We start from the raw sequence: 18,290 nt of genomic DNA, 5'->3' as shown, positions 1-18,290 counted from the left end.
CGTTTGTCGGGGCTGTGGATTATCCATGACTACGCCCCGGTGAACAACTCCCTGAGATCGGTGACAGCAACCTCTAATTTCCCGGCTGTCCTGATACGCTGGCCTGCGCGGGCTCCCCCGTGCATGGCAAGCCGCAGCACCGGACGATTGAGTGGTCGTCCGGTGCCCGGCGGCCGCTTTCAGGTCTGCGCAGGCCGCAAGCCCCCGATTTCCTCACGCGCGATCCGGGCCGCGACAAACAACGCGATCACCCAGCCCGAGGCCACAGCCGTGGCGATTCCCAGCCAGACGCCCCAGACGTCGAAATCCAGTACACCGATGAAAACCCAGATGAAAAACGCCACCCCGAACCCCTGTCGATAGATGCTGATCCACAGCGTCCAGATCGGCCGTTTCAGACCCTGCAAAAGGGAATTGATGGCGAACAACATCATGTAGATCGAGAACAGGACCGCATCGACCCGCAGGTAACTGACACCGATATCGATCACCTTGCCGTCGTCGGTGAACAGCCCCATCGCGGTCCGCCCGCCGAACCACAGCACCGGCATCGCGATTGCGGACATGGCAAAGCCGACCTTCCAGCAGAAAAATAGCGCCGCGCGCACCCGGTCGGGTTGGTCGGCGCCGAAATTCTGTCCCACGATCGGCAGCAGCGCCCCGGTCATGCCCAGAACCGGGAGCAGCAGAATCTGCTCGATCCGCAGCGCGATGCCATAGGCCGCGATGGCTTCTTCCCCGAAACCCTTCAGCGCGAACTGCACGACGAAACCGGACACGAACATCACGATCATCGCCGTGCTCGACGGCAGCAGCTGCGCGATGATGTCCCGAAACGTGCCCAGATCAGGGATGAACTCCACCGCCTTCACCCGTGCCATCATCTCCAGCTTCAGGATGCGCGAAAGCACCCACAGCATCACACCGGTCTGGCTGACGATCGTGGCGACCGCGATACCGTTGAAGCCCATACCGCCCCAGATCCCCGGCACCCCGAACATCAGCAGCGGGTTCAGCCCCACATTCAGGAAAAATGCAGCCATCAGCCCACGCTGAAGTGTTCGGCTGTCGCCATGGGCCTGCAAGATTCCGTTACCGCCGTAGGCCAGAAAGAACCCCGGCAATGCAAATATCAGCCAGCGGAAATACCCGGTCGCCGCATCCCGATATCCGCCCTCCTCCGACACAAGCTGGATCAGATACGGGCCACCGATCCACCCGATCACCATAAAGCTGACGGTCGCGATCACGCCGAAACTCAATCCCTGCGCCGCGATGCGCCGAGTGCTGCGGGTATCCTTTTTGCCTTTGGCGTTGCTGACCAGCGCCGACATCGCCGATCCAAGACCAAAGCCCACGGCCATAAGGATAAAGAACGCCTGAAACCCGATGGCCAGCCCGGCCTGCGCCTCGGTCGACAGCCGCCCCGCCCAGTAAACGTCGACAACGTTGTAAAGCGTCGAAAACAGCATCCCGAGCGCAGCGGGGATCGCCAGGGTGCGGAAATGTCCGGCCATGCCGCCGCTTGTCAGATCGTCTTGGATCGCTTTCATCTCATGCCCCCGATGGCCGTTACCGCACAGGGCGAAACGCCATCACAGTGCCGGAAAATGTCACGATGTCCGAGGATCGGTCTTCGTCTTGTCTCACAGCTAGCCCGGTCAGGCCGATCTGGCAAACGATTGGGGTGCAACTGCCCGAACCACTTCGCACCTTAACATCGTTGGAGCAGTCACAAACACACTGATTAGAGTCTATTGCGAGGCGCGTGCTGTCAAAACGATCCGGCGACCGGGACCGATCATCGCTTCGACAGCCTCGGCCAGAATCGTCATGCAATGGGTTTCCACGTATTGCGAGACGAACCGCCCCGGCGCCTCCAGTCGCACGTACCGCCCGTCATCGCCTAGATAGATCAACTGTGCGATCCAGCTTTTATAGGTTGCGGGATGTGCATCGCGCACGCGCTGGCAGACATCCCGCCAGGCCCCCTGCCCCTCCGGCAAAGCGGCACTTGCCTTTGACTTGCCGGCAAAATCGACCTGCACCACCTTTGCACCAGCTTGCGGTGCGACGTCACGCATACGCTCATCGAAATTCGGACCGACCGCGGCCCAGAACGGGGCGGACAACCGGTATATTTCAGGGTAATTCAACCGGTATGCTGCGACACGCCCGCGCGTTTGACGATGACGAGCCGGTTCTCGGTCCAGAACTTGATTTCGCGTTTCACGCTGCGTTCGGTGATATTCCACATCCGTGACAGATCGCGCTGCCCGACGCTGAACTCATCAAGCCGCCAGTTATACCGCGCGGTCATCAGGGTGGTCAGACGCGCCATGGCAATCTGCATCCGTGGCCCGCTGTGCAACCCATAGACGGACAAGGCCGTCAAAAGGTCATACATCATGGCGCCGGCATTGACGCCGGTCAATCGTTTTGCATCCATGACCATGGGCCACTGCTCTGCTCTAGATCGGTCATCCGCACCGATTCTGATTATGTGTCACCGAACCATGAAATCCCGTTTTCTGTCAGCATCGCTGAATTTAGCGGAAATGGAGTCGATTTCGCAAGAATAGACATAGATCAGGTTATATTGGTTAAGGGTGACACCGGTCGTGTCACCATATCTGGTGAGTCATGTCACCCTAACCTTCGTTCGGAACGATAGCGTATCACCAAATATAGCGCGAGGATGTTGTCAGACACTAGTCATAGCGCAATGGAGAAAGGCGGGTTTCCTGAAAATAGAAAATTGCAAAACCGTGATTTCTCGTTATCCAGCGTGTGAGCAGAAAAAACGAGAAATCAAGATGCGCAATCACACAGACCTCCAGAACATGAACGAGCGCAGCCTCGCGCAGCAGGCCGCCGTGCGCCGCGCGACCTTTTCGCCCGGCGAAGTGAAAACCCTGCGGCCGTTCTCGATCTGGGAAATCAGCCAGTTTATGTTCGACGTGCCCGCCGACACTTTGCGCAAGAAACTCGCCGACGACCCCTCCTTGCCACAGGGCGAGACTGAAGAGGATGGGCGGCAGCGATGGTTCACTTTGCAGGAGATCAACGAGCTGCGCCGTCGCGTGAAGTTCCGCGGCAAGTCGCTGCTGCCCAAACGGCCGAAGGGCCGCGCTCTGCGGGTCGCCGTCAGCAACTTCAAGGGCGGTGTCGGCAAGACTGTCGTGGCGCAGCACCTCGCCAACGCCGCCGCCCTCGACGGTTACCGCGTGCTCTGCGTCGACTTTGACCCGCAGGCCACGCTGACCCATTCGATGGGCATCACCGAGGTGAAGGAGTGGAACACGGTCTGGGGCATCATGTGCCGCGATCTCTGCCGCGAGGCGGACCGGATCACCGACAGCTATGACGACCCCGACGATTGCCCCTACCCGTCCAGCGATGAATTGCCCGACGATGTTCAATCCATCGGCGCGCAGCGGTTCCAGGATTTCATCCAGCCGACCTGCTGGCCGACCATCGACATCATCCCGAGCTGCGCCAACGCGGCCTTCGTCGAATTCGCCAGCGCGCAATACCGCAGCCTGCACAAGGCGTGGAGTTTCTTCGGCTGTGTCGATCGCTACCTGAACGAGTTGCCCGACGATCAGTATGACCTGATCATCTTCGACTGCCCACCGGCGATCGGCTATCAGTCCTTGAACGCGGCTTTCGCCTCCGACATCCTCTATATCCCCTCCGGCCCCGGCTATTGGGAATACGACAGCACGACCAGCTATCTGGGACAGCTTGGCGATGCGATGGCGGATATCTCCGACGGTTTCGCGGCACTTGCCAAGGACGCGGGCCTGACGCTGCCCAAGACCTTCATGGACTTGCGCCTGCTGATGACTCGGTTCGAGGCGAACAACCCGCTGCACGGTGCGATGATGGAGGCGTTCCGCAACGTGTTCGGCGCCGATGTCTGCCTGAACCCGATCGAGATGACCCGCGCGGTCGAACAGTCGGGCCGGTTCCAGATGAGCGTTTACGAACAGGACTATCGCCAGATGACTCGCGAGACCTGGAAACGCGCCCGTCAATCCTTCGACCGGGCCTATAACGAATTCAAAACCACTGTTCTCAATGCTTGGGAGCAACCGAAAAAAACAGATGAGGCCAAGCAATGACACCGAAGAACAAATTTGGAATTACGCCGGTCGACGCGCCGTTCGAAACCCGTCGCGAACGGTCCGTCGGGCCGATGGGGGCCGCGGTGCGCGAGGCGGCGGAAAGCCTGACGGAGACCACCGAGGCCAAGGTCGAGCAGCGGCGCAAAAACGTCGAAGATGCCAAGGCCTTTCGCGCCGCACAAAGCGAGGGGCGGGTGCTCGTCGCCGTGCCGCTGACGGATGTGCAAACAACCGACCTGCCGCGCGACCGGCTGGACCTGCGCGCGGTCGCCACTTCGGACGAGATGGAGGAGCTGAAGAACTCGATCCGTGCGCGGGGACAGAAGGAACCGGTGGAACTTTATCGCGATGCGGAGGGCACGTTGCAATTGAAGAAAGGCTGGCGGCGGTTCACTGCATTGTCGCAGCTTCATGCAGAAACCGGAGCGGAAGAGTTCAGCACCATCATCGCGCGCATCGACGAGAGCGGCGACAGTCGGATCACGCGCTATATCGACATGGTCGAGGAGAACGTCGTGCGTGAGGATCTCACCTTTGCCGAAATGGCACAGGTGGCGATTCTGGCGGCGGAGGACGAGGCGACAAATGGTGCCGACCCCGATGAAATGGTGCCGCGTCTTTATGGTTCGCTGCACAAGATGAAGCGGTCCTATATCCGTAATTTCGTGTTCCTGCTATGCGCGCTGGAAGACGACCTGAAGTTTCCCAAGGCCGTTTCGCGCAATCTCGGGGCGGATGTGGCCCGTGCGCTGAAGGTGACGCGGAACCAGGAGGCGCTGCGGCTGGAGTTGCGGGCCTGCACGACAGAGGATGCGCAGACACAGGTCTTGACGCGATTCCTCCAGCGGGAGCGAACCCGGGGTGCGCCCAAGGGAAATGCCGAACGCAAGGAAAAGCGCGAGTTTCACGTCGGCGACATGAAGGTCACGGCGCGCAACGGCGAATGCCGGATCGTCGCCGGAGTGGATTTCGCGAGCATTCCGAAAGGGCAGCTGGAGGATGCGGTTGCCGCGTTCGAGGCGGCGCTGAAGGGTAACCCACGGGTTACCCGGCTGTAATCCGGCGTGGTAACCCGTGGGTTACCTTGTTGGGCGTTTTGAGGGACGGTAACCCGTGGGTTACTGCCGCTGCATCGCCAATAATTGAAATAATTGATTAATATCAATATGTTATACTATATTTGCGATTGGTCGTCGTCAAACTCCATGCGGCCCGGTAAGATTGACGTGCAGCCATCCCGAAGGTAATGAAATGGTCGAGCCAAGCCAAAATCCCTGTATTCTATGTTGCGCGATCACCGGATCGGTGCCGACGAAAGCGGCCAACCCCGCGGTGCCGATCAGCGTGTCTGAGCAGATCGAGAGCAGCCACGCGGCGGTGGAGGCGGGGGCGGCGATCATCCACGCGCATGTGCGCAACGACGACGAGTCCCCGTCAAGCGATCCGGAGAAATTCGCGGCGCTGAAGGAAGGATTGGAGAAGCACTGCCCCGGCGTGATCATCCAGTTTTCGACCGGCGGCAGGTCCGGGGCAGGGGCCGAACGCGGCGGGATGTTGCCCCTGCGGCCCGACATGGCGTCGCTATCCGTCGGGTCTAACAACTTTCCCACGCGGGTTTACGAGAACCCGCCGGACCTCGTCGCCTGGCTGGCGGGGGAGATGGGAAAATACGACATCACGCCCGAGGTCGAGGCCTTCGATCTGAGCCACATCCTGCAGGCCATCGCCATGCACGGGGAAGGGGTGCTGCCGGGGAAACTCTATGTGCAATTCGTGATGAACGTGAAGAACGCGATGCCGGCGGATCGGGAGGTGTTCGATTTCTACGTCAAGCTGATGCGCGACCGCGCGCCGGATGCGAACTGGTGCGCGGCGGGTGTCGGCCCGGCGCAGGTGCTGGTCAACGAATGGGCCATCGCCGCGGGCGGGCATACCCGTGCGGGGCTGGAAGACAACGTGCGGCTGGACCGTCACACGCTTGCCCCGTCGAACGCCGCGCTGATCCGCCGTGCGGCCGAGCTGTGCGAGAAATACGAACGGCCCGTCGCTACATTTGCGCAGGCGCGGGCGATATTGGGATTGCGGCCCTAGTCGTCCCAGGGGCCGTGGTGGTCCTTGCCTTCGGCATCGAAGCGGGCAAAGCCGTGCCTGCCGAAGTAATCGCGCTGGCCCTGGATCATGTCGGCGGTGCCGCGCGCGGTGCGCATCGCGTCGAAATAGGCGAGGCCGGATGACAGGGCGGGCATGGGGATGCCGTGCATGGCCCCGGTCGCCACGACATGACGCAGGGCGGCGTGGGTGTCCTTGAGGTATTGGGCGAAGGTCGGCGCGAACATCAGGTTGCGGCTGGGATCGTCTTCCAAGGCGCTGGCCATATCGTCGAGCATGGCGGAGCGGATGATGCAGCCCGCGCGCCAGTTGCGGGCGATGTCTGGCAGGGGCAGCGCCCAGCCGAAGGCCTGCGCCGCGGCGGCGATCATGTTGAAGCCCTGCGCATAGCAGATCACCTTGCCCGCAATCAGGGTCTGTTCCAGCTGTTCGAGACTGATTTCGTCCGATGTGATGGTCTGCGGGGCTGTGCCGAAAATGTCCTGCCCGATGGCCCGTTCGCCGGTGCGCGAAGACAGGTTGCGCGCGACGATGGCGGCCTCAATCGCAGGGATGGGGGTAGCTAGTTCCTGCGCCTCGATCGCGGTCCAGCGGCCGGTGCCTTTCTGGCCTGCGGCATCGACGATCATGTTGAGCAGCGGCTTGCCGGTCGCGGTATCGGTGGCCCCCGCGACCTTGCCGGAAATCTCGATCAGGTAGGATTGCAGCGCGCCTTCGTTCCAGCGGGCGAAGGTTTGCGCAATGTCGCTCATATCCATGCCCAGTCCGTCGCGCATGATGCCGTAGGATTCGGCGATCATCTGCATGTCGGCGTATTCGATGCCGTTGTGCACGGCCTTGACGAAATGCCCGGCGCCTTCCTCGCCCATCCAGGTGGCGCAGGGTGTGCCTTCGTACTTCGCGCTGATCGCTTCGAGAATAGGCGCGACCCGGTCCCAGCAGGCGCGGTCGCCGCCGCCCATGATCGCGGGGCCGTGACGCGCGCCTTCCTCGCCGCCGGACACGCCGATGCCCATGAACGGGACGGTCGCGCATTCCACACGGCGCACTGTATCGTGGAAATTCGCGTTGCCCGCGTCGATGATCAGGTCGTCGGCGTCGAGCAGCGGGGTCAGCGCGTCGATCTGGTCGTCCACCGGCTGACCTGCGGGCACCATGATGATGATCGCGCGGGGCTTGGCGATGGCGGCGACGAGATCCTCGAGCGTATCCGTCGGCGTGATCCGGGGGGCGAGATCGCCCGCGTCCGCGTGAAAGTCATGGGTCTTGGAGGTCGTGCGGTTGAACACCGCGATGTCATAGCCTTTGTCGGCGATATTCAGTGCCAGGGCCGCGCCCATGGTGCCGAGGCCGATCAGGCCGATATCTGCGTCGCTCATGGGGTGGTCCTTTGGTTGCTCGCCACTACAGTTGTGGCGGCAGCGCAGCGTGTCAAATCACGCGGGCGTGCGGCGGGCCGCGTCAGTTTTGGCTTAAACTCGGCAGGGCGGCTTGTTAGAACAATTCCAAATTCATGCGCGACAGGAGAGAATCATGGACGGCGACAGCACAGTTGGAGAGATGAACCAGGACACCGGCGGCAAATGCCCGGTGCTGGGTGGGGCGCATCACCACGGCGCGCGCGGCACGACGGCCAACCAGCATTGGTGGCCGAATATGCTGAACCTCAAGGTGCTGCACCAGAACACCGCCGAGAGTGACCCGATGGGTGCGGAGTTCGACTACCGCGCTGCGTTCAAGACACTCGATCTGGAAGCGGTGAAAGCCGACCTGCACGCGCTGATGACGGACAGTCAGGACTGGTGGCCCGCCGACTATGGCCACTATGGCCCGTTCTTCATCCGCATGGCCTGGCATTCCGCCGGCACATACCGCGTGGGTGACGGGCGCGGCGGGGCGGGGGCCGGCAACCTGCGGTTTGCGCCGCTGAATTCCTGGCCCGACAATGGCAACCTAGACAAGGCGCGTCGTCTGCTGTGGCCGATCAAGCAGAAATACGGTGCGGCGCTATCCTGGGCCGATCTGATGATCCTGACGGGCAACGTGGCATTGGAGTCCATGGGGTTCGAAACCTTCGGCTTTGCCGGGGGTCGCGCCGATATCTGGGAGCCAGAGGAAGACATCTATTGGGGGCCGGAAACCGAATGGCTGGCCGACAACCGTTATTCCGGCGACCGCGAGCTTGAGGGCGACCTGGCCGCCGTGCAGATGGGCCTGATCTATGTGAACCCCGAGGGGCCGAACGGCACGCCGGACCCGCTGGGGTCCGCCCGCGATATCCGCGAGACGTTCCGCCGTATGGCGATGAACGATGAGGAAACCGTCGCACTCGCAGCTGGTGGCCATACCTTTGGCAAGGGGCATGGCGCAGCCGACCCCGATGCCTATGTCGGCGCGGAACCGGAGGGCGCCGCGATGGAGGAACAGGCGCTTGGCTGGAAAAACAGCTATGAGAGCGGCAAGGGTGCGCATGCGATTACGTCCGGCCTCGAAGGGGCGTGGACGAACAACCCGATTCAGTGGGATATGGGCTATCTCGACAACCTACTGAACCATGAGTGGGAGCTTGGCAAAGGGTCCGGCGGGGCGCATCAATGGTATCCCAAGGGAATGGACCCGAATGTGCCCGACGCGCATGATGCGTCCAAAAAGCATCTGCCGACGATGTTCACCGCCGATATCGCACTGAAAGAAGACCCGGCATATCGCGAAATCTGCGAGCGGTTCCACAAGAACCCCGATGCGTTTGCCGCCGCCTTTGCGCGGGCCTGGTACAAGCTGACCCATCGCGACATGGGGCCTTATGTGCGCGGTCTCGGCCCGCTTGTCCCGGCAGAGCCGGAACTGTGGCAGGACCCGGTGCCAGAGGTCGACCATCCGCTGATCGACGCTGCCGACATCACCGCGCTGAAGGCGCGCCTGCTGGACTGCGGGCTTTCGGTCAGCGATCTTGTTTTCGTCGCCTGGTCGTCCGCCGCATCCTATCGCGGATCGGACATGCGGGGCGGGGCCAACGGCGCGCGCATCGCTCTGGAGCCTGCGAACGGATGGGCAGTGAACCGGCCCGCAGAACTGGGCGGGATGCTGGACAAGCTGCGCGGCGTGCAGGAGGCTTTCAATGTCGAGGCCGACGGCGGCAAGCGTGTGTCGCTGGCCGACCTGATCGTGCTGGGCGGGTCCGCCGCGATCGAACAGGCCGCACGGGATGCGGGCAGCAGCGTGACTGTGCCGTTCACACCGGGCCGCACGGACGCCACGCAAGAGCAGACCGATGTGGAAAGCTATGCCTGGCTGGAGCCGAAGGCGGACGGGTTCCGCAATTTCTATGACCATGACCGGGCCATGCGGACACCGGCGGAGATGCTGGTCGACAAGGCGCAACTGCTGACGCTGAGTGCGCCGGAGATGACCGTTCTTGTCGGCGGTCTGCGGGTGCTGGGCGCAAATACCGACGGGTCGGACAACGGCGTGTTCACGGACAAGCCGGGCGCGTTGACCAACGACTATTTCGTGAATTTGCTGGACATGGGCACGGAGTGGAAGGCCACGTCGAAGAACAGCTATGACGGTGTGGACCGGGCGAGCGGGGACAAGAAATGGACCGGCACGTCGATCGACCTGCTGTTCGGCTCCAACTCCGTCCTGCGGGCGGTGTCGGAGGTTTATGCTGCCGATGATGCGGGAGAGAAGTTCGTGCGCGATTTCGTGGCCGCCTGGACCAAGGTGATGGAACTGGATCGCTTCGATCTGGAAGACTGAACGGGAGAGGGGGCGTTTTTCGGAGCGCCCCCTTTTCCGATTGCGTCTCGCCCGGCATCGCCGGGCAGCGCCTGACTTCCCGACGGGAAGGCGCTTCGCTTCCGCCCGCGGACAGGCCCTGCCCTTGCGGAGGATAGGCGCCTCGGGCAACCTGCGCTCAACCACGAAGGGCGCACCCCATGATCATCCCACACAACCCTGAAGACGACGGCGCGAAAATGTCCTTCGCCAAGGATATGTCCTATGGCGATTACCTGTCGCTCGACCCGATCTTGGGCGCGCAGAACCCGGCATCGGATGCGCATGACGAGATGCTGTTCATCATCCAGCACCAGACGTCGGAACTGTGGATGCGATTGGCGCTGCACGAGTTGTCCCATGCCCGCACGCATCTGATCGCCGGGGATTTCCAGCCCGCGTTCAAGATGCTGGCGCGGGTGTCGCGGATATTCGAGCAGCTCAACAACGCCTGGGACGTGCTGCGCACGATGACGCCCAGCGAATACACCGCGTTTCGCGACGATCTGGGCGCGTCGTCCGGGTTTCAGTCGCACCAATACCGGCTGATCGAATTCATCCTGGGCAATCGCAACCCGGCGATGATGAAGGTCCACGAACACCGGCCGGAGCTGCACCGGATGCTGGCGCAGGAGTTGCGGACGAAATCGCTGTATCATGTGGCGCTGGACAAGCTGGCCGCCCGGCTGGGCGTGACATTTGGTGCCGGCGTGTACGACATGGACCAGCCGCACATGCACAGCGACGCGGTGATGGACGCCTGGACCGTGATCTACCGCAACCCTCGCGAACACTGGACGCTGTACGAACTGGCCGAAAAGCTGGTGGACCTCGAAGACTATTTCCGCCGCTGGCGGTTCAACCATGTCACAACGGTGGAACGCATCATCGGCTTCAAGCGCGGCACCGGCGGCACGTCGGGCGTGAAGTATCTGCGCCGCATGCTAGAGACTGAATTATTCCCGGAGTTGTGGAACATGAGAGGGCAATTATGACGCTGCCGAGGAAAGACCTGTTCGATCTGCCGGACGGCATGATCTATCTGGACGGCAATTCGCTGGGGCCGCTGCCCAAGGCGGTGCCGGACGCGCTTGCCAACATGGTGACGGACCAGTGGGGCGCGCATCTGATCAAGGGCTGGAACGCGGACGACTGGATGGGCCAGCCGATGCGCGTGGGCAATATGGTGGGACGCCTGATCGGGGCTGGCGCGGATACGGTGACGATGGGGGATACCCTGTCGGTGAAGGTGTATCAGGCGCTTTCGGCGGCGCTGAAAATGCGGCCGGACCGCAAGGTGATCCTGTCGGACAGCGGCAACTTTCCGTCCGATCTGTATATGGCGCAGGGGCTGATCGCGCAGCTGGATACGGGGCATGAGTTGCGGATCGTGGACCCGGAGGAGGTCGCGGATGCGATCACCGACGATGTCGCCTGCGCGATGATCACGCAGGTGGATTACCGGACGGGGCGGATGCACGACATGGCCGCGATCACCGCCAAGGCGCATGCGGCGGGGGCCGTGATGGTCTGGGATCTCGCGCACTCCGCCGGGGCGGTGCCGGTGGATGTGACGGGTTGCCGCGCCGAATTCGCGGTGGGCTGCACGTACAAGTACCTCAACGGCGGGCCGGGGGCGCCTGCGTTCATCTATGTCCGGCCCGATGTGATCGGCGACATCGCGCCCGCGCTGTCAGGGTGGCTGGGGCATGACGCACCCTTTGCTTTCGAGCAGGGCTATCGCCCCGCCATGGGGATCGAACGGATGCGCGTCGGCACACCGCCGGTGCTGCAACTGACGGCGCTGGAGGCCGCACTGCACGTCTGGGACGATGTGGATATGGAGGAATTGCGCAACGTTAGTGTCGCATTGTGCGATCTGTTCATCGCGGAGGTAGAGGCGCGCTGCCCGCAACTGACCCTCGTCAGTCCGCGCGATGCGGCGCAGCGGGGCAGTCAGGTGTCGTTTGCTTTCGAGAACGGATACGCCGCGATGCAGGCGCTGATCGCCCGCGACGTGATCGGTGATTTCCGCGCGCCGGACGTGATGCGCTTTGGCTTCACGCCGCTGTATGTGGATGAAGCGGATGTGTGCGGCGCGGTCGATGTGCTGGCGGACGTGCTCGACAACCGGCTGTGGGACGATCCGGCCTATCGCAAGACCGGGCGTGTGACCTAGGACGGATCAGTCGAGCGCTGCTTTCACGGGCAACAAATTCCGGATTGCCTGAAAATCAGACGTTTTGTGTTTTCATGTCGTGTAGTGTGGCGTGTGACCTGACCCCACCCTGTGCGATGTGATCAAAAGAGCCGTCGCACAAGCTGCAGGGGTCCACCATTCTACTGACCGAAGACACGACGGGAGCATTTTCGCGCGCGCGGCAACCGCGGGCGGTAGGCGCGGCTGCGCTGACGGTCGGTTGCGACGGGGGTGCGTCGCGCATCCGCGATCTGCGGCAATCGGGGTCGTGCCGGCTTGTGTTTCCGCGCCATGCTCGCAGTGCCGTCGAGGCGGTGGTGGTGAACACGGCGGGCGGGATCACCGGAGGCGACGATTTCACGCTGGATTTCACCGTGCGGGCCGATGCCGCGTTGACGGTGACGACGCAGGCCTGTGAGCGGGCCTATCGTGCGCAGGCCGGAGAAGTCGGGCGGGTTGGCACTCGGCTGACGGTCGGGCCGCGTGGGCGGCTGCACTGGTTGCCGCAGGAACTGATCCTTTACGATAATTGCGCGCTGGAGCGGCGGCTGGACGTCACGCTCGCCCCCTGTACCGAACTCCTGTTGGTGGAGCCGGTGGTGTTTGGGCGCGCCGCGATGCGGGAGACGCTCACCGACATCATGTTCCGCGACCGGATCGCGATCCACCGCGATGGTCGCCCGCTGTATCTGGACGGGGTGCATCTGGCTGGCGATGCGGCGGCGCATCTGGCCGGGCGCGCGCTGGCCGGAGGGGCAAGGGCCATGGCCAGCGTCGTGTTGGTGCGTGACGATGCCGCGGCACACCTCGATGCCGTGCGCGCCGCCCTGCCAGCGACAGCCGGGGCCAGCCTGATCGCCGATGACGTGCTTGTCGTGCGGCATCTGGCAGCCGACAGTTTTACCTTGCGCCGCGATCTGCTGCCGATTCTGGCGCAGCTGGCACGGACCCCCTTACCAACATCATGGAGGCTTTGACCCATGCAACTGACCCCCCGCGAAAAGGACAAGCTGCTGATCGCCATGGCCGCCGAAGTCGCCCGCAAGCGGCTGGCGCGCGGTGTGAAACTGAACCACCCGGAAGCGATCGCGCTGATCACCGATGCGGTGGTCGAGGGCGCGCGCGACGGGCGGTCCGTAGCCGACATGATGGAGGCCGGTGGCACGGTCGTCACCCGCGACCAGTGCATGGAGGGCATCGCAGAGATGATCCGCGAAGTGCAGGTCGAGGCCACGTTTCCCGATGGCACGAAACTTGTCACCGTGCACAACCCGATCAGATAGGAGAGCGCCATGATCCCCGGAGAGATGTTTCCCGCCGACGGCACGCTGACGCTGAACGCCGGTACCAGTGCGGTCACGCTGATGGTCGCCAATACCGGCGACAGGCCGGTGCAGGTCGGCAGCCATTACCATTTCGCCGAGGCGAACCCGGCGCTGGAGTTCGACCGCGATGCGGCGCGAGGCTGCCGCTTGGACATTGCAGCCGGCACGGCGGTGCGGTTCGAGCCGGGTCAGCGGCGCGAAGTGCAGCTGATTCCTGTGGGAGGTGCGCGCTGCATCTACGGGTTCAACCAACAGATCATGGGAGAGCTTTGACATGCCCGTTGAAATCGCACGCGATCATTATGCCGCCATGTATGGCCCGACCACGGGCGACAGGTTGCGGCTGGCGGATACCGATCTGATCATCGAGGTGGAGCGGGATCTGACCACCTATGGCGAGGAGGTGAAGTTCGGCGGCGGCAAAGTGATCCGCGACGGCATGGGGCAATCCCAGGTCACGCGCGCGGGCGGGGCGGTGGATACCGTGATCACCAATGCGCTGATCGTGGATCATGCCGGGATCTACAAGGCCGATGTCGCGCTGAAAGACGGGCTGATCCATGCTATCGGCAAGGCGGGTAACCCGGATATGCAGAGTGGTGTCGACATCATCGTAGGTCCCGGCACGGAGGTGATCGCGGGCGAGGGGCGTATCCTGACGGCGGGCGGCATGGACAGCCATATCCATTTCATCTGTCCGCAGCAGATGGAGGACAGCCTGCATTCGGGTGTGACGACCTGTTTCGGTGGCGGCACCGGTCCCGCACACGGGACGCTCGCCACGACCTGCACGCCGGGACCGTGGCATATCGGGCGGATGCTGCAGGCCTTCGACGGCATTCCGATGAACATCGGGCTGGCGGGCAAGGGCAACGCGAGCCGCCCCGATGCGCTGGTCGAGATGGTCAACGGCGGGGCCTGCGCGCTGAAGCTGCACGAGGACTGGGGCACCACGCCCGCCGCGATCGACTGCTGCCTGTCGGTGGCCGACGACTTGGATGTGCAGGTGATGATCCACACCGACACGCTGAACGAAAGCGGGTTCGTGGAACATACGGTCGCCGCGATGAAGGGGCGCACGATCCATGCCTTTCACACCGAAGGGGCGGGCGGCGGCCATGCGCCGGATATCATCAAGATCTGCGGCGATGCCAACGTGCTGCCGTCCTCGACGAACCCGACGCGGCCGTTCACGGTGAATACGCTGGAAGAGCATCTGGACATGCTGATGGTGTGTCATCACCTCGACAAGTCGATCCCCGAGGACATCGCCTTTGCCGAGAGTCGTATCCGGCGCGAGACTATCGCGGCGGAGGATATCCTGCACGACATGGGCGCGTTTTCGATCATCGCGTCCGACAGTCAGGCGATGGGGCGCGTGGGCGAGGTGCTGATCCGCACCTGGCAGACCGCCGACAAGATGAAGAAGCAGCGCGGGCGACTGGCCGAAGAGACCGGCGACAACGACAACGTGCGCGTGCGCCGCTACATCGCGAAATACACGATCAACCCGGCGATTGCGCAGGGGGTGAGCCACGTTCTGGGTGACATCGCGGTGGGCAAGCGGGCCGATCTGGTGCTGTGGGATCCCGCGTTCTTTGGCGTGAAGCCGGAGATGGTGCTGTTGGGCGGCACGATCGCGGTGGCGCAGATGGGGGACCCGAACGCCTCGGTTCCCACGCCGCAGCCGGTTTATACGCGGCCGATGTTCGGAGCTTACGGCGGGGCGGTGGCGCGATCCTCCGTCAGCTTCGTGTCCGCGGCGGCGCAGGCGAACGGGCTGCGCGATACGCTACGGCTGGCCAAGCAGACAGTGGCGGTGCGCGGCACGCGCGACATCGGCAAGGCCGACATGGTGCTCAACGCCGCCATGCCGCAGATGGAGGTCCACCCCGAAACCTACGAGGTGCGGGCGGACGGTGAGTTGCTGACCTGCGAACCTGCGGATGTACTGCCGATGGCGCAGCGGTATTTCCTGTTTTGAGGGGGCTGCGATGACGCTTCCCCTTGCACAGACACTTGTGCGGGCCGGTCAGTGGTCCGGCGCGGCAGAGGATTGCGTGCTGGACTATGCGGGGCGGTTCTTGCGGCGCAAGCGGCTGGAGACCGTGGCGGGCACGGATTTCGTCGTCGATCTGGCGCAGACCACGTCGCTGGATCACGGTGACGCGCTGGTGCTCGACACCGGTTTGCAGGTGCGGATCGTCGCGGCGCGGGAACCGCTTTATCACGTGACCGGGCCCGATCTGGCGCGGCTGGCCTGGCACGTGGGCAACCGGCACACGCCCTGTCAGATCGGCTCGGATCATCTACTGATCCAGGCGGATAAGGTGATCGGGCATATGCTGGCGCATCTGGGGGCGGACGTGGCGGAGGTGACGGCACCCTTCACGCCGGAGGGCGGCGCCTATGGTCCCGGGCGGACCCATGCACACGCACATGGGGCGACGGCGCATGAACACTGAAGACCAGATGCTGACACTGAACCAATGGCTGTCGCCGGGTTATCCGGTGGGGGCCTTTGCCTATTCCCACGGGCTGGAGGCTGCGATTGCGGGCGATGCGGTGGGAACCGGCGAAGATTTGCAGAGCTGGCTGGGTGACATCCTGCGGCACGGGACGGGGCGGACGGATTGCATCCTGTTGCGTGCGGCACATGGTTGCGACGGGGCGGAGGCGCTTGCGGCGGTGAACGCCGCCGGCCTCGCCTTCGCCGCATCGGCGGAGCGGCGGCAGGAGGCGGAGCTGACCGGGGCGGCGTTTACGAAGGTGACCGCAGCGGTGTGGGGTGGGGACGACACGTCGCTGATCTATCCGGTGGCGGTCGGAGCGGCGGCGGCGCGGCAGGGGTTCGACGCGACTGTGACGGCGACGCTCTATCTACAGGCTTTCGCGGGTAATCTGGTGGCGGCGGCGCAACGGCTGATGCCGCTGGGCCAGACCGAAGGGCAGGGGATCGTCGCGGCTCTGGCTCCCGTCTGCCGACAGGTCGCGCGAGAGACGGCAGGCGCGACACCGGACGATCTACACGGTACTGCGTGGCTGTCGGACATCGCGGCGATGCGGCACGAAACTCTCCAGCCGAGGATATTCAGGACATGACACTAATGAACGGCCCCCTGCGCGTGGGCATCGGTGGCCCGGTGGGCGCGGGCAAGACGACACTGACGGCGGCACTGGCGCGGGCGCTGAATCCGGCGGTTTCGCTGGGGGTGATCACAAACGACATTTACACGCAGGAAGACGCCGAGGCGCTGATGCGGATGCAGGTTTTGCCGCGTGACCGGATCATCGGGGTGGAGACGGGTGGCTGTCCGCATACGGCGATCCGGGAGGATGCGTCGATCAACCTGGCGGCGGTGGCAGAGATGCAGGACCGGCACGCCGATCTGGAACTGGTGTTGATCGAAAGCGGCGGCGACAATCTGTCGGCGACCTTCAGCCCCGAACTGGCGGATCTGACAATCTACGTCATCGACGTGGCCGCGGGCGAGGAGATCCCCCGCAAGGGTGGCCCTGCGATCACCCGGTCGGATCTGCTCGTGATCAACAAGACCGACCTCGCGCCGCATGTAGGCGCATCGCTCGACGTCATGCGACGCGACAGCGACCGGATGCGGGACGGACGGCCCTACGTCTTTGCCGCGCTGCGCCACGGTGAGGGGGTCGAAGAGATCGCCGCATTCATCGCGGAGCACGGCGGGTTGGCGGTGGACTGAACGGGTGGCACGGCGCGCGCCGAACCTGCGCCCTTTCCAGCGGTGGGCAGACGCCCCATATTGATCGCAGGTACACAGGAGAGAGACATGAGCTGGAATCCCGCACTTGCGCCCGGTTGCCCCGACGAGATCGGGGTGGATGCCATCGAGACGCTGATCATTCCGCGCGCACGCGATCTGGGCGGGTTCGAGGTCAAGCGGGCACTGCCCGCTCCCAAGCGTCAGATGGTCGGACCTTTCATCTTTTTCGATCAGGCGGGACCGGCGGAGTTTTTGACAGGGCAGGGGATCGACGTGCGCCCGCACCCGCATATCGGGCTGGGCACCGTGACATACCTTTATCAGGGTGACTTTCATCACCGCGACAGCCTGGGCACCGATCAGATCATCCGCCCCGGCGCATTGAACTGGATGGTCGCGGGCAAGGGTGTCACCCATTCGGAACGCACATCGGATGCCGCCCGGACCGGGCCGCATGCGCTGCACGGTATCCAGACGTGGATGGCGCTGCCCGAGGACCGCGAGGACATGGACCCGATCTTCGAGCATCACGGCAAGGATGCGATCCCCGAGATCGAGGCGGAAGGGATCAACGCCAAGCTGATCCTTGGCACGGCCTATGGCGAGAGCGCGCCGGCGACGATGTATTCGGAAACCTTCTATCTGGATGTGACGCTGGAGGCCGGTGCGCGGTTTCCGTTGCCTGACGATCACGAGGATCGTGGGCTTTTCATCACGCAAGGGTCGGTCAGTATTGCCGGACAGGATTTTGACGCGGGACAGATGATAGTCTTTCGCCCCGGCGACAAGATCACCGTTTCCGCCGGAGCGCAGGGCGCGCGTCTGATGGCGCTTGGTGGGGCCACGCTGAACGGGCCGCGGCATATGTGGTGGAATTTCGTCGCGTCCAGCAAGGACAAGATCGAGGCCGCAAAGGCGGACTGGCGGGCGAACCGCTGGGGCGAAGGGCTGTTCGATCTGCCGGTCGACGACCGGGACGAGTTTATCCCGCTGCCGGACTGAACGGAGC

18 protein-coding genes are annotated in these 18,290 nt (G+C 63.5%); 14 read left to right on the top strand and 4 right to left on the bottom strand.

From position 1 onward, the window contains the following. Nucleotides 1-179: 179 nt before the first annotated feature. From AC04PH_RS01995 to AC04PH_RS01985, 3 genes are all read right to left on the bottom strand, one after another. Nucleotides 180-1,553: an MATE family efflux transporter gene (locus AC04PH_RS01995; RefSeq protein WP_483064069.1), complete on the bottom strand. Its 1,374-nt coding sequence runs from the start codon at nucleotides 1,551-1,553 to the stop codon at nucleotides 180-182. 201 nt (nucleotides 1,554-1,754) lie between these two features. Further along, nucleotides 1,755-2,084 (bottom strand): DnaA N-terminal domain-containing protein, encoded by a 330-nt coding sequence (locus AC04PH_RS01990; protein WP_483064068.1) that lies wholly within the window; start codon nucleotides 2,082-2,084, stop codon nucleotides 1,755-1,757. Nucleotides 2,085-2,152: 68 nt separating this feature from the next. After that, a complete protein-coding gene (locus tag AC04PH_RS01985) occupies nucleotides 2,153-2,455 on the bottom strand; it encodes a hypothetical protein (RefSeq protein WP_483064067.1) in 303 nt (100 codons plus the stop codon). Between the two features lie 361 nt (nucleotides 2,456-2,816). Here AC04PH_RS01985 and AC04PH_RS01980 point away from each other — a divergent pair, with 361 nt between their 5' ends. The 3 genes from AC04PH_RS01980 to AC04PH_RS01970 all read left to right on the top strand — a co-directional run bounded on the left by AC04PH_RS01980 (nucleotide 2,817) and on the right by AC04PH_RS01970 (nucleotide 6,221). After that, nucleotides 2,817-4,127 (top strand): AAA family ATPase, encoded by a 1,311-nt coding sequence (locus AC04PH_RS01980; RefSeq protein WP_483064066.1) that lies wholly within the window; start codon nucleotides 2,817-2,819, stop codon nucleotides 4,125-4,127. Then, a complete protein-coding gene (locus AC04PH_RS01975; protein ID WP_483064065.1) occupies nucleotides 4,124-5,188 on the top strand; it encodes a ParB/RepB/Spo0J family partition protein in 1,065 nt (354 codons plus the stop codon). Before AC04PH_RS01980 ends, AC04PH_RS01975 begins: the two co-directional genes overlap by 4 nt. 193 nt (nucleotides 5,189-5,381) lie before the next feature. Next, nucleotides 5,382-6,221 carry a 3-oxoadipate:acetyl-CoA acetyltransferase gene (locus AC04PH_RS01970; RefSeq protein ID WP_483064064.1) on the top strand — a complete coding sequence of 280 codons (840 nt, stop codon included), beginning with the start codon at nucleotides 5,382-5,384 and terminating at the stop codon, nucleotides 6,219-6,221. Here AC04PH_RS01970 and gndA read toward each other — a convergent pair. Further along, on the bottom strand, nucleotides 6,218-7,618 hold the full coding sequence (gene gndA / locus AC04PH_RS01965) for an NADP-dependent phosphogluconate dehydrogenase (protein ID WP_483064063.1): 1,401 nt from the start codon (nucleotides 7,616-7,618) through the stop codon (nucleotides 6,218-6,220). The genes AC04PH_RS01970 and gndA overlap by 4 nt on opposite strands. Before the next feature lie 154 nt (nucleotides 7,619-7,772). Here gndA and katG point away from each other — a divergent pair, with 154 nt between their 5' ends. From katG to AC04PH_RS01910, 11 genes are all read left to right on the top strand, one after another. Beyond that, the gene (gene katG, locus AC04PH_RS01960; protein ID WP_483064062.1) at nucleotides 7,773-9,998 is read left to right on the top strand and encodes a catalase/peroxidase HPI; all 2,226 of its coding nucleotides are present in this window, start codon (nucleotides 7,773-7,775) and stop codon (nucleotides 9,996-9,998) included. 179 nt (nucleotides 9,999-10,177) lie between these two features. Further along, nucleotides 10,178-11,011 (top strand): tryptophan 2,3-dioxygenase, encoded by an 834-nt coding sequence (locus AC04PH_RS01955; RefSeq protein WP_483064061.1) that lies wholly within the window; start codon nucleotides 10,178-10,180, stop codon nucleotides 11,009-11,011. Then, complete coding sequence (gene kynU, locus AC04PH_RS01950) at nucleotides 11,008-12,195, top strand: kynureninase (protein WP_483064060.1); 1,188 nt, start codon at nucleotides 11,008-11,010, stop codon at nucleotides 12,193-12,195. Before AC04PH_RS01955 ends, kynU begins: the two co-directional genes overlap by 4 nt. A 299-nt stretch (nucleotides 12,196-12,494) precedes the next feature. Continuing rightward, nucleotides 12,495-13,193 (top strand): urease accessory protein UreD, encoded by a 699-nt coding sequence (locus AC04PH_RS01945; RefSeq protein ID WP_483064059.1) that lies wholly within the window; start codon nucleotides 12,495-12,497, stop codon nucleotides 13,191-13,193. Between the two features lie 3 nt (nucleotides 13,194-13,196). Then, nucleotides 13,197-13,499 (top strand): urease subunit gamma, encoded by a 303-nt coding sequence (locus tag AC04PH_RS01940; RefSeq protein ID WP_483064058.1) that lies wholly within the window; start codon nucleotides 13,197-13,199, stop codon nucleotides 13,497-13,499. 9 nt (nucleotides 13,500-13,508) lie between these two features. Then, a complete protein-coding gene (locus AC04PH_RS01935; RefSeq protein ID WP_483064057.1) occupies nucleotides 13,509-13,814 on the top strand; it encodes an urease subunit beta in 306 nt (101 codons plus the stop codon). A gap of 1 nt (nucleotide 13,815) precedes the next feature. Further along, nucleotides 13,816-15,525, top strand: a complete 1,710-nt coding sequence (ureC, locus tag AC04PH_RS01930) for an urease subunit alpha (RefSeq protein WP_483064056.1) — start codon at nucleotides 13,816-13,818, stop codon at nucleotides 15,523-15,525. Nucleotides 15,526-15,535: 10 nt separating this feature from the next. Then, nucleotides 15,536-16,006, top strand: a complete 471-nt coding sequence (locus tag AC04PH_RS01925; RefSeq protein ID WP_483064055.1) for an urease accessory protein UreE — start codon at nucleotides 15,536-15,538, stop codon at nucleotides 16,004-16,006. Further along, entirely contained in the window at nucleotides 15,996-16,643 is a 648-nt protein-coding gene (locus tag AC04PH_RS01920; protein WP_483064054.1) for an urease accessory protein UreF, read from the top strand. Before AC04PH_RS01925 ends, AC04PH_RS01920 begins: the two co-directional genes overlap by 11 nt. Continuing rightward, nucleotides 16,640-17,260: an urease accessory protein UreG gene (ureG, locus tag AC04PH_RS01915; protein WP_483064053.1), complete on the top strand. Its 621-nt coding sequence runs from the start codon at nucleotides 16,640-16,642 to the stop codon at nucleotides 17,258-17,260. The genes AC04PH_RS01920 and ureG overlap by 4 nt, the downstream gene beginning before the upstream one ends. Before the next feature lie 87 nt (nucleotides 17,261-17,347). Beyond that, nucleotides 17,348-18,283, top strand: a complete 936-nt coding sequence (locus AC04PH_RS01910) for a pirin family protein (RefSeq protein ID WP_483064052.1) — start codon at nucleotides 17,348-17,350, stop codon at nucleotides 18,281-18,283. Nucleotides 18,284-18,290 lie beyond the last annotated feature (7 nt).

Source organism: Yoonia sp. KMU-150 (assembly GCF_056858355.1).
Note: the sequence above shows the minus strand (reverse complement) of the source record. Positions and strands in the feature narration are given on the sequence as shown.